The sequence below is a fragment of the Novosphingobium fluoreni genome (genome assembly GCF_014196615.1).
Lineage (GTDB): Bacteria > Pseudomonadota > Alphaproteobacteria > Sphingomonadales > Sphingomonadaceae > Novosphingobium > Novosphingobium fluoreni.
On record NZ_JACIDY010000003.1, the window covers coordinates 1 to 14,522 of the forward strand.

Annotated in this window: 14 protein-coding genes; 6 read left to right on the forward strand and 8 right to left on the reverse strand. The window is 65.6% G+C overall.

The annotated features are described in order from the left end of the window. Both GGR39_RS07175 and gor read right to left on the reverse strand, forming a co-directional pair. On the reverse strand, positions 1-878 hold an 878-nt coding region (locus GGR39_RS07175; RefSeq protein ID WP_343055814.1), incomplete at its 3' end, for an acyl-CoA carboxylase subunit beta. Positions 879-1,025: 147 nt separating this feature from the next. After that, the gene (gene gor, locus GGR39_RS07180; protein ID WP_058736837.1) at positions 1,026-2,372 is read right to left on the reverse strand and encodes a glutathione-disulfide reductase; all 1,347 of its coding nucleotides are present in this window, start codon (positions 2,370-2,372) and stop codon (positions 1,026-1,028) included. 209 nt (positions 2,373-2,581) lie between these two features. On the opposite strand from gor, the gene GGR39_RS07185 reads away from it, so the two are divergent. Continuing rightward, positions 2,582-3,244, forward strand: a complete 663-nt coding sequence (locus GGR39_RS07185) for an RBBP9/YdeN family alpha/beta hydrolase (RefSeq protein WP_183616541.1) — start codon at positions 2,582-2,584, stop codon at positions 3,242-3,244. Between the two features lie 31 nt (positions 3,245-3,275). Here the strand turns inward: GGR39_RS07185 and GGR39_RS07190 are convergent, their stop codons facing one another. Then, positions 3,276-5,351, reverse strand: a complete 2,076-nt coding sequence (locus GGR39_RS07190; RefSeq protein WP_246388463.1) for a S8 family peptidase — start codon at positions 5,349-5,351, stop codon at positions 3,276-3,278. On the opposite strand from GGR39_RS07190, the gene GGR39_RS17200 reads away from it, so the two are divergent. Continuing rightward, on the forward strand, positions 5,341-5,778 hold the full coding sequence (locus GGR39_RS17200; RefSeq protein WP_246388465.1) for a hypothetical protein: 438 nt from the start codon (positions 5,341-5,343) through the stop codon (positions 5,776-5,778). The genes GGR39_RS07190 and GGR39_RS17200 overlap by 11 nt on opposite strands. 138 nt (positions 5,779-5,916) lie before the next feature. On the opposite strand, the gene pgi is transcribed toward GGR39_RS17200, so the two are convergent. Further along, positions 5,917-7,434, reverse strand: a complete 1,518-nt coding sequence (gene pgi, locus GGR39_RS07195; RefSeq protein WP_183616543.1) for a glucose-6-phosphate isomerase — start codon at positions 7,432-7,434, stop codon at positions 5,917-5,919. 168 nt (positions 7,435-7,602) lie between these two features. Here pgi and lepB point away from each other — a divergent pair, with 168 nt between their 5' ends. From lepB to era, 3 genes are read left to right on the forward strand one after another with little or no spacing between them, the layout of a single operon-like run. Continuing rightward, on the forward strand, positions 7,603-8,451 hold the full coding sequence (gene lepB / locus GGR39_RS07200; RefSeq protein ID WP_183616834.1) for a signal peptidase I: 849 nt from the start codon (positions 7,603-7,605) through the stop codon (positions 8,449-8,451). Between the two features lie 43 nt (positions 8,452-8,494). Next, entirely contained in the window at positions 8,495-9,166 is a 672-nt protein-coding gene (rnc, locus tag GGR39_RS07205; RefSeq protein ID WP_183616544.1) for a ribonuclease III, read from the forward strand. Continuing rightward, complete coding sequence (gene era / locus GGR39_RS07210) at positions 9,163-10,068, forward strand: GTPase Era (protein WP_183616545.1); 906 nt, start codon at positions 9,163-9,165, stop codon at positions 10,066-10,068. Before rnc ends, era begins: the two co-directional genes overlap by 4 nt. Before the next feature lie 120 nt (positions 10,069-10,188). Here era and GGR39_RS07215 read toward each other — a convergent pair whose 3' ends face one another. From GGR39_RS07215 to argH, 4 genes are read right to left on the reverse strand one after another with little or no spacing between them, the layout of a single operon-like run. Further along, on the reverse strand, positions 10,189-10,983 hold the full coding sequence (locus GGR39_RS07215) for a precorrin-2 dehydrogenase/sirohydrochlorin ferrochelatase family protein (protein WP_183616546.1): 795 nt from the start codon (positions 10,981-10,983) through the stop codon (positions 10,189-10,191). 4 nt (positions 10,984-10,987) lie between these two features. Next, positions 10,988-12,244 (reverse strand): diaminopimelate decarboxylase, encoded by a 1,257-nt coding sequence (gene lysA, locus GGR39_RS07220; protein WP_183616547.1) that lies wholly within the window; start codon positions 12,242-12,244, stop codon positions 10,988-10,990. 6 nt (positions 12,245-12,250) lie between these two features. Then, positions 12,251-12,514: a hypothetical protein gene (locus GGR39_RS07225; protein ID WP_183616548.1), complete on the reverse strand. Its 264-nt coding sequence runs from the start codon at positions 12,512-12,514 to the stop codon at positions 12,251-12,253. After that, positions 12,511-13,884, reverse strand: a complete 1,374-nt coding sequence (argH, locus tag GGR39_RS07230; RefSeq protein ID WP_183616836.1) for an argininosuccinate lyase — start codon at positions 13,882-13,884, stop codon at positions 12,511-12,513. The genes GGR39_RS07225 and argH overlap by 4 nt, the downstream gene beginning before the upstream one ends. Positions 13,885-13,921: 37 nt before the next feature. Between argH and GGR39_RS07235 the strand changes: the two genes are divergently transcribed. Further along, positions 13,922-14,497 (forward strand): TlpA family protein disulfide reductase, encoded by a 576-nt coding sequence (locus tag GGR39_RS07235; RefSeq protein ID WP_246388469.1) that lies wholly within the window; start codon positions 13,922-13,924, stop codon positions 14,495-14,497. Positions 14,498-14,522: the final 25 nt, after the last annotated feature.

Consider the following 14,522-nt stretch of genomic DNA (forward strand, 5'->3'; position numbering starts at 1 on the left):
TCCAGCGTCTTCCTGATGACTTCGTGCATGTCATAAGGCTGGTTGGCCGATGGCGGGATGATCGTGTCGAGGCTGGCCTCGCTGCGGTCCCACGGGTCGGCACAGGGGCGCTCGGGCACTTCGTCGCGGTTGGAGGCGGGCAGGAAGTCGAAGAAGTCACGCGTCGCCAGCAGCGCCTCGATGTCGTTCTCCAGCGCAAGGTCGGAGACGGACGTCTTGCTGGAGTGCGTCACCGCGCCGCCCAGTTCCTCCTGCGTCACCACCTCGTTCGTCACCGTCTTGACCACGTCGGGCCCGGTCACGAACATGTACGAGCTGTCCTTCACCATGAAGATGAAGTCGGTCATCGCCGGTGAGTACACCGCGCCGCCCGCGCACGGGCCCATGATCAGCGACAACTGCGGCACCACGCCCGAGGCCAGCACGTTGCGCTGGAAGATCTCGGCATAGCCGCCCAGCGAGGCCACGCCTTCCTGGATGCGCGCGCCGCCCGAATCGTTCAGCCCGATCACCGGCGCGCCAACCTTCAGCGCCATGTCCATGATCTTGCAGATCTTCATCGCGTGCCGTTCCGACACCGCCCCGCCGAACACCGTGAAGTCCTGGCTGAACACGAACACCAGCCGCCCGTTGATCGTGCCAGAACCCGTCACCACGCCATCGCCCGGGATCTTGGCGCCATCGTGCATGCCAAAATCCACGCAGTTGTGCTCGACGTAGGCGTCCACTTCCTCGAAGCTGCCCTCGTCCAGCAACACGTCCAGCCGCTCACGCGCGGTCAGCTTGCCCTTGGCATGCTGCGCATCAATGCGACGCTGGCCGCCACCCATCCGCGCCGCTTCACGACGCTTCTCCATCTCCGCGATGTTGGCTGACACCTGCTAATCACTCCCTGCCGTCACGGCTCTCAACCATGCCCTATCAAAGCATCTCATCCCCCGCGTCCAATGTTATTCTGCAAAGTTGTAAACACCAAGTTTGCAAAGCTGGCACCGGAAGGAAACGCCTTAACAGCTTCGGCCTGGCTACTTCAGCAGGACCAGCTCTTCCGCCATGGTCGGGTGAATGGCCACCGTGGCGTCGAAATCGGCCTTGGTCAGCCCGGCTTTCACCGCGACAGCGGCCGCCTGCATGATCTCTGGCGCCTCGGGCCCGATCATGTGGATGCCCACCACCTTGTCGGTGTGTCCATCGCAGATCATCTTGTAAAGCGAGCGCTCGTTGCGGTGTGCCACCACGTTCTTCATCGGCCGGAAATCGCTTTCGTACACCTTCACCGAACCCAGCTGCGACTTGGCCTGCGCCTCGGTAAGGCCGACGCTGGCGATCGGCGGGTGGCTGAACACCGCGCTGGGAACGCACGAATAGTCCACCGTCCGCGGCGTGCCGCCGAACACGGTGTCGGCAAAGGCCTGCCCTTCGCGGATCGCCACGGGCGTCAGCTGCATGCGATTGGTAACATCGCCGATCGCGTAGATGTGATCGACGCTGGTCTTCGAATAATCGTCGACCTTGATCGCGTTCTTGTCGTCCAGCTCGATGCCGACCGTCTCCAGGCCCAGCCCTTCGACATTGGGCACTCGGCCGGTCGCGAACAGCACGGCATCGACATCGATCGGCTCATGCCCGGTCATCGACACGCGCAGGCAGCCTTCATCGGTCTTTTCGATACCCCGGAAATCGGCGTGGAACCGGAAGTCGATGCCCTTCATGATCGAGATCTGCAGCAATCGATCGCGCAGGGATTCGTCATATCCGCGCAGCAACTGGTCGGTGCGGTTGATCAGCGTCACCTTGGCGCCGAACTGGTGGAAGATGCCCGCGAACTCGTTGGCGATATAGCCCGCACCGGCAATCAGGATGCGGCGCGGAATCGCGTCCAGGTGAAACGCCTCGTTCGATGTGATGCCCAGCTCATGCCCCGGGCAATCGGGCACGTGCGGCCGCGCTCCCGTGGCGACGAGGATGTGCTTGGCGGTCTTCTTTGTGCCATCCGCCAGCGTGACCTCGTGTGGGCCGCTGATCGTGGCGCGCTGGTGAATGATCTCGACGCCCGCATTCTCCAGCGTCTGGGAGTAGATCCCGTTCAGCCGATCCACGTCGTTCAGCACGTTGTCGCGCAGCTTGATCCAGTCGAACGTGCAGTTCGGGATATCCCAGCCAAAGTGCTTGGCGTCCTCCAGATCCTCGGCGAAGTGCGCGCCATAGACCAGCATCTTCTTGGGGACGCAGCCCCGAATCACGCAGGTGCCGCCGACCTTGTGCTCCTCGGCCACCGCCACGCGGGCACCATAGGCGGACGCCACGCGCGAGGCGCGGACCCCGCCAGAGCCTGCACCGATCGTGAAAAGGTCATAGTCAAAATCAGGCATCGGCGCGGCTCCAGCTTCGTTCCGCGCGGATATGGCATGTTGCCGCCAGAATGCCAGACGCCCGCATGCGCCGCCCCGTCTTCAAGTGGGCGCAAAATCGCCATGGATCGGCGCAAGGGCTATTGTCTATTTTGTGAATAGAGTATAACTGGGCGCTAGAAACGAACGACGACACATCTCGAGTTCGGTCATCCCCATAGGAGAGTGTCATGACCCGTCGAATGCGTGTCCCGCACAACGAACAGACCCCCGCCGTCCTTCTAGTCCCCGGCCTGTCCGGCAGCGGCCCTGCCCACTGGCAGACCATTTGGGAAGAGCAGCACGCCGATTGCAGCAAGGTCGATCTGGCGAAGTGGGACGATCCCCACCGCAATACGTGGATCAACAACCTGAACCTGGCGATCCGCAGCGCCGGACGCCCCGTGGTGCTGGTGGCGCACAGCCTGGGCTGCCTGGCGGTCGCCTGGTGGGCCAAGTTCGAGCAGGCATCGCTCGCCGAGCGGGGCGAGGCGATGCCGGTGGTGGGCGCGCTGATGGTCGCCCCGCCCGAAGTGGATTTCTTCCCGCTGGACGAGCGGGTGGCTCGCTTCGCCCCTACGCCGACCGAGCCTCTGCCGTTCCCAAGCCGCCTGATCGCCAGTCATGACGATCCCTGGATGGGCTTTCACACGGCGCAGGCTCTGGCGCGCCGCTGGGGCAGCACGCTGGTGGACGCGGGCGAGTGCGGCCACATCAATGCGGACTCCGGCCTTGGCGAATGGAGCTTCGGCCGCGAGCAGCTTGCGCTCCTGATGCAGCACGATGTGGCAATCGCTGCGCCTCGCGCTTCGCTGTCCAAGACGCCTGTGCCAGCGCCGCGCCTCGAAGCCTGAGCTTGCGCCACGGGCCCGGTTAAGTCCCGCGCTAGGGCAAGGTTCTGCGATAGGACGCCAGCGCTCGCCAATCCTGTGTCGCCACGTCCTTCGCCGCTGCCAGACGCAAGGCGCTGTTGGTGCCGATTCGTTCGTACCCCACGCTCATCACCGGCTGATACTGGCCGGTGAGACCAACCCGCTCGCGATTGTAGAGCAGCGAGCGCGTGGCAAGATCATAGCCATTGGCATACGTCAGCTCTCCCGAGCCGGAAAACGCGACCAGCGGCAGCGCCACGCCAAAGCGAATGCGGCCTGCCAGCGCCGCACGGCTCGCCGATAGCCCTGCCCGCTGGCTTAGGATCGTGCTGGCCCAGGTGAGCAGCGTATCGCCGCCGATCTTCAGCCGCGTCGCACCGGTCGAGGCATAGGTATCGAGCGACCACGCGCCCAACCGCCATTTGCGTGACAGTTCGACGAAAGCCGTCCGCGCCCCATCGCCGAACCGCATCGCCCCCGCGCCGACCGGGGTACCGAACAGCGTGCCGCTTTCGTCCAGATAGCCGACCTTCAGCCTTGCCAGCGGGGTGTTCAGGCCAAGCAGAACCCCGCGCGCCGATCCGTATCGTCCGTCGCTGGCGACGGCGGAAACAGCCATGCGCACCCCGCCCACCGGACGCTCCATTCCGATCGCCAGGTTCGCGCCCGGCGCGTAAGCCAGCGTAACGTCGGAAGCCGGAGCCAGGCCCATCGCCTCATCCTGCACCGCATCCTGCCCGGAGAACGAAGCGACGAGATTTGCCGAGCCCAGCTTGGCGGACAGCCCGGCATATGTCAGCTGCCCCCGCTGGTCCGTTGCATTGGGGCCGGTCCGATACGTCGTATAGCCAAAGCTGGCGGCGAAACCGGGTGCGGCGAATCGCGAATTGCCCGCCATCGCGCTGCTCGCCACCCGGCGCGCGAATTGCCCTGCACGCTGCTCGGGATTTGCGACGAGGCCTGCCAAGTTCCCTGAATAGTCGCGACCATAGGCATCCAGAACGGTGACGTGCGCCAGCATAGCCTTCACTTGGGCGCCGGTCTGCGCTCCGCCCACTGCTGCGGGTATGACCATCGCCGCGCCGGCTGCCGCCGTCTGGGTCAAGCCGTTCGAGAGTGTCGGCGAGACTGGAGCCAAGGCAGCCTGAACGTCGATCAGGCCCACGCCATAGGTGGGATCGACCCCGGCATCGCCGATGTCCTTCGCGGTATTGAGGATCACTTGCCCCGCCTGCACGCCGCTCAACTGCGTCCACTTGCCCAGGATGAGCGCGGCCAGCCCGCTGACTTGGCCCGCCGCCGCGCTGGTGCCACTGAAGGCGACGAGTTCTCCCGCCACGTCCATCGTGCCATTCGTGCCCATCGCCGAAACGCACCGCGACATCGCGGCAGAACCGCAGCGATTGGCGTAATCGGCGATGCTCAGGCTGCCGTCTGTCTCTTCCAGAGCGGTCACGAACAGCCAGCCGCCGCGATTGGCGGAGGTCAGATCGAGGTAGCCCTTGGCGTTCGCTTCGCCATCGTTGCCGGCCGAATTGACGAACAACCCTCCGGAGGCGGTGTAACGCGCCACCATGTCGGACCAGCCCTGGCTGGGCTTGCTGGCGTCGATCTTGGCCAGCGATGCATTGACGATCTTGATCCCGTTCGATGCCGCATAGTCCAGCGCGGCGGGCAAGGTGCGACCCAGCGTTTCCTCGCCTGTCGTCGTGTTGGTATCGCTGATGCGCAGCGCCACGATCTGCGCATCGGGCGCCATGCCTTGCACACCCGAGCCATCGTTGCGCGCTGCGATGACGCCCGCCACCATCGTGCCGTGATCGGAATACGAATCGCCGATCACGTTGCGCGCCTTGGTCACGCCGCCGGTGGTGACATTGCCGAAGTCCCTGCTCAGCGGGGAGATCTGCCCCGCCAGCTCGGCATTGGCGACGACGCCATCGTCGACCACGCCGACGAGCACGCCTTTGCCGGTCCAGCCATTATCCAGCGCATACAGCGCGTTGACGTGTTCGAACGCCACGTAATTGCGGCGATACTCATCGTCGTCCTGCACCGAGCGTTCGGGCACTTCGCTCTTGGGCGGCATCGGAATCAGGCCCGATGACGGGCTGGGCGTGGGAGTGGGGGCGGGAGTGGGGCTAGGCGATGGTGACGGTTCCACGCTTGGTGAAGGCTCTGGGCCAGGAGACGGTGCAGGGGTTGGAGACACCTCCGGCGTCGGAGATGGCGCGGGCGCTGGAGATGGCGCGGGCGTCGGAGATGGCGCGGGCGTCGGAGATGGTGCAGGCGTCGGAGATGGCGCGGGCGTCGGAGATGGCGCGGGCGTCGGGGATGGCGCGGGCGTCGGAGATGGTGCAGGCGTCGGAGATGGTGCAGGCGTTGCCGACGGCGATGGTGTGGGTGCCGCGACTGGCGCTGGGGTGGACGCTACCGACCCACCGCCGCTGCCCCCACCGCCACACGCGGACAACGCCGCGCTTGCCACGCCACACAGCGTAACGGTGCGCACATAACCGAAACGAATTCGCATAATGCCCTGATTCTCTAAGAAGAAAACGATGGGGCATGGCTAACGGATTATGCTTTCAGCGCGCTTCGACGGCTTCTATGTAAAAATACATGGAGCAAGATCAGCTTCCGGCAACCGACAGTCAGGTGATACCGGCCAGTTCCAGCAGCGCCTCGGTCGACGAATCGAAGCTGGCCCCACCCTTCTCGATCTGCTTGGCGATTTCCTTGCCCAGTTCCACGCCGAATTGGTCGAAGGGGTTGATCTCCATCAGCACCGCGTTTGCGAAAGTGCGATGCTCATGAAACGCGATCAGCGCGCCCAAGCTGATGGGCGAAACATCGTCCAGCAGGATCGTGGCCGAAGGACGATCGCCCGGATAGGCGCGCGCCGGATCGTCGCTGGCCTTGCCCGCCATCAATGCCGCGCCTTGCGCGAAGCAGTTGGACAGCAGGATGCGGTGGTGATCGGGCGAGAGATCGTCGCCCGGCGCGATCGACGCGATGAAGTCCACCGGCACCAGGTTCGTGCCCTGATGCAGCAACTGGAACACCGCATGCTGCGCATCGGTGCCCACGCCGCCCCAGGTGATCGGTGCGGTCGGCCCATCCACCGGCGCGCCGTCCGCCGTCACCGACTTGCCGTTCGATTCCATTTCCAGCTGCTGAAGGTAATCCGGCAAAAGGCCAAGTCGCTCATCATAGGCGAACACGCCCCGCGTCTGGCAACCGCGCAGGCGGGTGTATAGCTGGTCGGCGAAAGCGGCGCGCAGCGGCAGGTTGTCGATCCCGTCGGTGTCGCGGAAGTGCCGGTCGACGATCGCCGCGCCTTCCAGCATCTCGGCAAAGTCAGGCCAGCCCAGCGCCATCGCGATCGGAAAACCGATTGATGACCATAGCGAGTAACGCCCGCCGACGCTTTCGGAGAACGGCAGGATGCGGGTTTCGTCCACGCCCCATTCGACCGCCTTGTCCGTCGCCGCCGTCAGCGCGACGATGCGGCCATAGGGGTCGTCCACGCCATTCTCACGCAGCCAGCCGATGGCGCTTTCGGCATTGACCATGGTTTCCGTTGTCGTGAACGTCTTGGAGGCGACCGCCAGCATCGTCGTCGCCGGATCACACGCGGCAAACGCCGCTTCCAAGGCGCACCCGTCGATGTTGGACACGACATGCACGTCCACCATCGCCCCGTCGCGCGCGAGGGCGTTGACCGCCATCGCCGGACCGAGCGCGGAACCGCCGATGCCGATGTGGATCAGGTGCTTCACCTCGCCCATCGCGCCACGATGGATAGCCTCGACGATGGCGGCCATGCGCGAATGATAGCCGTGCGCCAGCGCCACGCTTTCATCCCGGCCCACGCCGCGTTGCGCGGTATGCTCGGCCGCGCGGCCCTCCGTCGCGTTGACGATCTCTCCTGCAAACAGCGCCCGGCGGCGCTCTGCGAAATCCGCAGCGTCGGCCAGCTTCAGGAACGCGTCGATGTGGGCGGCGTCCAGGTGCGTCTTCGACCAGTCGAACCGGATGCCTTCTTCACCCAGGTCGAGCCGGGTCGCCAGTTGGTCGAGCCGGGATGGATCTTGCGCGAACAGTTCCGACAAGGTGGGGCGCGGCAAATCCGCCAGCGTCTTCCACACCGATCCGGTCGCCTCGCTCATGCCCTGTCCTTGTTCGTTCCGGCCATCCGGCCCCGCAATCGGGCGCGGTTATGCCTGTTGCACTTGCGAACGCCAAGGCCGATCTTGTGCGAAATCGGCACCGTTGCCGGGCCTTTCCCCCACGCGCGCGGCTTGACGGAAGCCATGACGCGCAACATGGACATCACGATGACCGATCCCCACGTCGCCGCCGCAGATCGCCAGCCTGTCGGCGCGCCCGATACGCCTCCCGTCCAGGAGAAGAAGGAGGAGAACTTCTTCGTTTTCCTGGCTAAACTTGTGCTGCTGGTGGTGGTGTTTCGCAGCTTCATCTTTTCGCCGTTCAACATTCCCAGCGAATCGATGCTGCCCCGGCTGGAGAATGGGGACTACCTGCTGGCGTCCAAGTGGTCTTACGGCTACTCGAAGTACTCGATGCCGTTCAGCCTGCCGGTGATCCCGGGCCGCATCTTCGCCAGCCAGCCCGAGCGTGGCGATATCGTGATCTTCAAGGCCCCGCCGGGCAACGATATCGACTATATCAAGCGCGTGATCGGCCTGCCGGGCGATACCGTGCAAGTGCGCGCCGGCCAGGTTTTCCTGAACGGCAAGGCCGTGCCCAAGCAGCGGGTGGACAACTTCATCCTGCCCCTGACCGCCAATACGCACTGCTATGGCGTCGAGTTCGAGGCGCAGACGCCCGATGGCGGCATGGCCTGTTCCTACCCCCAGTTCCGGGAGACGCTACCCAACGGCAAAAGCTACAATGTGCTGGATCTGGGCGCCCAGCCGCAGGACGATACGCAAGTGTTCTCCGTGCCCGCCGGCCACATGTTCCTGATGGGTGACAACCGCGACAATTCTTTGGACAGCCGCTTCCCCGCGATCGAGGGTGAAGGCATCGGCATCGTTCCGCAGGCCAACCTGGTCGGCAAGGCATCGGTGATGATGTTCTCCACCAATGGCGGGGCGGAGTGGCTGAAGCCGTGGACCTGGTTCACCGCCGCGCGGTGGAGCCGGATCGGAGGAACGTTCTGAGCATCGCTTCGCCAGGCACCTCTAGTTCGCACGGGATAGCGTCATGACTTTGGCCGCCGAGGCACTGGCTTTCCTGACCGACCTGTCCGGCCAACCCCCGCGTGATCCCGCGTTGTGGCTGGAAGCGCTCACGCACGCCAGCACCGGGGAGAAGCGCAACTACGAGAAGCTGGAATTCCTGGGCGATCGCGTGCTGGGCCTCTCGATCGCCGAATGGCTGTTCGAACGCGGAGATGGCCCGGAGGGCAAGCTTTCCCAGCGGCTGAACGCGCTGGTCAGCCGCACCGTCTGCGCGCAAGTGGCGCGGGAGATCGGCCTCGCCGCGCACATGCGCCTGGGCAAGCAGGCGCGTGACGATGGCGGACAGGACAGCGACAATATCCTGGGCGACGTGATGGAGGCGCTGATCGGTGCCTGCTTCGTCGAGCGGGGCTTCGATGCTGCGCGCGACATGGTGCGGCGGTTGTGGCAGGATCAGGTCAGTGGCAGCACCGGCAGCCGCAAGCACGCCAAGTCCGCGCTGCAGGAATGGGCAGCGGGCAATCGGCGGCGGCCTCCGGAATACAAACTGGTCGATCGTTCCGGCCCCGATCATGCCGCGCGCTTTACCGTCGAAGTCTGTGTAAAGGGCGTGGGCGAGGCGCAGGCCACGGCAAACAGCAAGCAGGATGCCGAACGGCAAGCTGCCGAAGAATTCATGCGGAGGTTCGGTTGACGGAAAAGTGTGGCCTGGTGGCGGTGATCGGCGCGCCCAACGCAGGCAAGTCAACGCTGGTGAACGCGCTGGTGGGTCAGAAAGTGGCGATCACCTCGGCCAAGGCGCAGACCACGCGCGCGCGCCTGCTGGGCATCGCGCTGGACACGTCGGGCGAGGATCGGGTGCAGATCATCCTGGCCGACACGCCCGGTATCTTCGCGCCCAAGCGGCGGCTGGATCGGGCGATGGTCTCCGCCGCGTGGGAAGGCGCGCAGGAAGCCGACGCGATCCTGCTGCTGGTCGATCCGATCAAGCAACGCCGGCATGAGCTGGAACCGCTGCTGGAAACGCTGAACAATCGCACCGAGCGCAAGTTCCTGGTGCTCAACAAGGTGGACGCCACGGCCAAGGAACCGCTGCTGGCGCTGGCGCAGGAACTGACCGGAAAGGTCGCGTTCGAGGAAGTGTTCTTCGTCTCCGCTCTGACCGGCGATGGCGTGCCCGAGCTGAAGACGCGGATGGCGCAGCTGATGCCCGAAGGTCCGTGGCACTATCCAGAGGACCAGGTTTCCGACGCCAGCGAACGCCTGCTGGCCGGCGAAGTGACGCGCGAGCAGATCTACCGCCTGCTGCATGACGAACTGCCGTACGATACGGCGGTGCGGCCCGAGGCCTACACCCCGCGCAAGGACGGCTCGGTGGAAATCCGCCAGCAAATCGTCGTAGCGCGCGACAGTCAGAAAGCGATCGTGCTGGGCAAGCGCGGCGCGATGATCAAGGCCATCGGCGAGGCCGCGCGCAAGGAACTGGCGGAAATCCTAGGGCAGAAGGTCCACTTGTTCCTCCACGTCAAGGTGGAAGAGAACTGGGCCGAAGCCAAGGACCTGTACGAAGAGCTGGGGCTGGACTGGGTGAAGTAGAGCGGGCAGCCTCTTCGCCTCCCTTTCGCACACCTCCTACCCCGTTCGTGTCGAGCGTAGTCGAGACACCTTTGCGCTTGGTCAGCGTGTCTCGACTACGCTCGACACGAACGGGGTAGGTTATACTGAAATCGGAGCCCTGAGGGTGACGACCAGCCCCTCCACCGTGTAACTCTCACCCCGGGCCACCTCCAAGCGGATCGCATCGGCCCGGCCCCGATCGAGCACACCCGCCGCCACATCGCGCTCATGCACGATCACATCCGCCGCACCCAGCCAGCGCAATTCGCGCAAGGTCAGATCGTCGGGATCGTGCGACCGCAGCGTGATATCGATCGGCTCCGTGGCCATCACGACAGCGTCCGCTCCCAGCCATTCGTCGATCCGCGCCGCGCTGGCCTCGTTCAACGGATCGAGGGCGCCGCCCGCCGCCAGGGCCGTATCCAGCGCCCGGCGACGATCGCCCGCGTCGGGCCAGCGTGCCCGCAGCGCCGCGCGCGCGGCGTGCAGCCCATCGGCCAGCGCCCCCAGCGATCGCGGCAACATGGCTTCCAATCGCAACCGCACTTGCTTGGCGAGCCCGGCCGACGCGCCGCCCGTCCCGATCGCGATGAGCACCGGCGCGCGGTCCAGCACGGAGGGGACGGTGAAATCGCACAGTTGCGGCCGGTCCGTTACGTTGACGAGCAACCCTGCACACCGCGCCCGGATGGCATCGGCTTGCGCCGACTGCTCATCCTCATGCGCGATGAAGGCCAGCCGCGCGCCCCTGTCGATGCCCTCCTGCAGGTCGTCGACGATCTGCCCGCCAGCCCGCTCGACCAGCCGCCGCTTGGCGTCCGCCGCATCGCCCATGCCCAGCACGATCACCGGCTGGCCCGCGATGCGATGAAACAGCGGCAGCGAGGCGATCATGCGGCTAGAGCCATTCCGGCACGCGTTCTGCGGCCAGGATCGTCGCAGGCTCGATCCGCTCGGCCACGATCGCCCACTTGTCGCCATCCACCATCACTTCGGGCACCAGCGCGCGGCTGTTGTAGGTGTTGGCCATCGTCGCGCCGTATGCCCCGGCGGTGCGGAACACGCCCAGGTCTCCCGCCACCACGGCATCGACATCGCGCGCCATGGCGAACGTGTCGGAGCTTTCGCAGATCGGGCCGACGATGTTCGCCGTCATCCGCTCACCCGTCGGCTGCACGGCCGCGAAGTCATGCCAGGCATCGTACATCGCGGGCCGGACCAGATCGTTCATCGCAGCATCGACCACCACGAACGGATTGACCGCGCCGGGCTTCACCCGGATCACCTCGGTGACCAGCACGCCGCCATTGCCGGTAATGACGCGGCCCGGCTCGAACATGATCGTCGCGTCCCAATCGCGGGTGACTTCGGCCACCATCGCGCCGTACTCCGCCGGCCCCGGCAACGTCTCACCCACGCGATAGGGCACGCCCAGCCCGCCGCCCAGATCCATGTGCGTCACCGAAAGCCCTTGCTCGCGCAGGGCCCGCATCAGATCGCCCATCTTGGCAAAGGCCACGCGCGAGGGTTCGAGGTCGGTGATCTGGCTGCCGATATGCACCGCCAGACCGCGCATCGTCAGCCCCGGCAGTGCCGAGAGCCGCGCATAGATTTCTGCAGCGCGATCGTAAGGAACGCCGAACTTGTTCTCGGACTTGCCGGTGGAAATCTTGGCGTGGGTCTTGGCATCCACATCGGGATTGACCCGCAGCGTGGCGGTCGCGACCACGCCGCGCTCGGCGGCGATGGCAGCCAGCTCGACGCCTTCCTCCTCGCTCTCCAGGTTGAATTGGCCCAGCCCGGCATCCAGCGCCTCGGCCATCTCACGCCCGGTCTTGCCTACGCCGGAGAAGACGATGTCCGCACCGGGCATGCCGGCCGCCAGCGCGCGATGCATTTCGCCCGCCGAGACCACATCCGCGCCATAGCCTTCCTTCGCCAGCAGCTTCAGCACCGCCAGGTTCGGGTTGGACTTGACCGCAAACGCCAGGTGGACACGCGGCAGTGCGCTCAACGCCTCGCGAAAGACGCGGGCATGGCGCGTCAGCGTGGCGCGCGAATAAACATAGACGGGCGTGCCCACCGCTGTGGCGATCGCGGCCAGCGGCACATCCTCGGCGTGCAACGCGCCGTTCTTCAGCTCGAAATGGTCCATGGGGCCTTACTTGTCTTCGGGAGGCGGCAGGTCGAACGGATCGTCCTCACGCTCTTCGGAGCGGGTGCGAAGCTCTACGCTGCGTTCGGGAATGGCGAGCGTCGGGGTGCGCAGCAACTCGGTGGGTTGCGGCTGCACCGCGCGGCCATACGGCGCGGGCGGCAGCTGCTGGCCGGGTTTCAGCGCCAGGTCCTTGCGCGAACCGCATGCGGCCAGCGCGCTTAGTAGGCCGCAGGCGATCAGGATACGAGTTGCGTGTTTCACCGTCATTCGCCTTCCAGCGCCTGCCGGGCATCGGCGACACGCTTGCGCACCTCGTCCGGAGCGGTGCCGCCATGCGACTTGCGCGCAGCGACCGACGCCTCGACTGAGAGTGCGGAGAATACTCGCTCATCGATGCGGTTGTCGATCTGTTTGAGATCGGCGAGCGGCAACTGGTCCAGCGGCACGCCGCGCTGTTCGGCCAGCTTCACGGCCGCGCCGGTGATATGGTGCGCCTCGCGGAAGGGAATGTCCGCCTGGCGCACCAGCCAGTCGGCCAAGTCGGTCGCGGTGGCAAAGCCCAGCTCGGCGGCGGCACGCATCCGATCGGTGCGGAACCGCGTCTCGGCGACCATCCCGGTCATCGCCGCGATCGACAGCGCCAGCAAGCCCGCCGCCTCGAACACCGGTGGCTTATCGTCTTGCATGTCTTTCGAATAAGCGAGCGGCAGGCCCTTCATCGTCATCATCAGCGAGACGAGGCAGCCCGAGATCCGCCCGGCGTGCCCGCGCACCAGCTCTGCCGCATCGGGATTTTTCTTCTGCGGCATGATCGAGCTGCCGGTGGAGAGCGAATCGGGCAAGGCCACGAAACCGAACGGCTGGCTGGCCCAGATGATGAACTCCTCCGCCAATCGCGACAGGTGCAGCGCGCACTGGCTGGCGACCATCAGGTAATCCAGCGCGAAGTCCCGGTCCGACACCGAATCGAGGCTGTTGGCGGTTGGACCATCGAAGCCCAGCGCCTGCGCCGTCATCTCGCGATCGATCGGAAAGCCGGTTCCCGCCAACGCTGCCGCACCCAGTGGCGACTTGTTGAGGCGCTTGCGCGCGTCCGCAAAGCGCGAGCGATCGCGCGCGATCATCTCGTAATAGGCCATCAGGTGGTGGCCCAGCGTGACGGGCTGCGCGGTCTGCAAGTGGGTGAACCCAGGCATGATGCTTTCGGCATGCTCGCCCGCACGGGCCACCAGTGCTCCCTGCAGCGCCCGCAATCCGGCGTCGGCATCGTCCATCGCATCGCGCACCCAAAGGCGGAAGTCGGTCGCCACCTGGTCGTTGCGGCTGCGCGCGGTGTGGAGACGGCCGGCCACGGGGCCGATCAGTTCGGCCAGGCGGCTCTCCGTGGTCATGTGGATGTCCTCGAGGCTCCAGTCCTCGGGCACGCCATGGGCTTCGTATTCGACCGCTACGGCGTCCAGGCCCTTGACGATGGTCACCGCATCCTCGTCGGAGACGATGCCCATCGCGCCCAGCATCGTCACGTGCGCCTTGCTGGCGCGGATGTCCTGTCGCCACAATGCCTTGTCGAAGGGGATCGAGGCATTTATCTCGCGCATGATCGCCGAGGGCCCTTCCGCGAAGCGCCCGCCCCACATCTGATTGCCCCCCGGGGCGTTTCCGGAGCCTGTGCCCTTGCTGTCGTCCCGCTCGTTCAAACTCGCCGCCCTTGGTTTCGCGCTATTCGTCGCGGGGTGCGATAAGCAAACCCCACAGCCGGTGCAACCGGACGAAAGCCCTTCCGAACTGCCCAAGAGCGAAAAGCTGTCCGGCACGCTGGATCGTTCGCACAAGGGCGAGGCGATGCCGGACCTGACCTTGACCGACGCCAGCGGCAAAAAGCTGGCCATGGCATCGCTGCGCGGCAAGCCGACGCTGGTGAACCTGTGGGCCACATGGTGCGCGCCCTGCGTGGTCGAACTGCCCACGCTGGACCGGCTGGTGGACCTGCAGGAAGGCAAGCTGCGCGTCGTCACCGTCTCGCAGGACATGACGGGCACGGAAAAGGTGGCCTCCTTCATCAAGGAGCGCGGGGGTGACAACTTGGAGCCCTGGGCCGACGCCAAGGGAGAGCTGGGCGCGAAGTACCAGGTGCAGACGCTGCCGACGACGATCCTCTATAATGCGCAGGGGCAGGAAGTGTGGCGCTTCACCGGCGGCAAGATCTGGACCAACGTGGAAGCGCTGCAACTGATCGCCGAGGCCCGCTGAACGAGAGAACGGCAGGCCCCTCCCC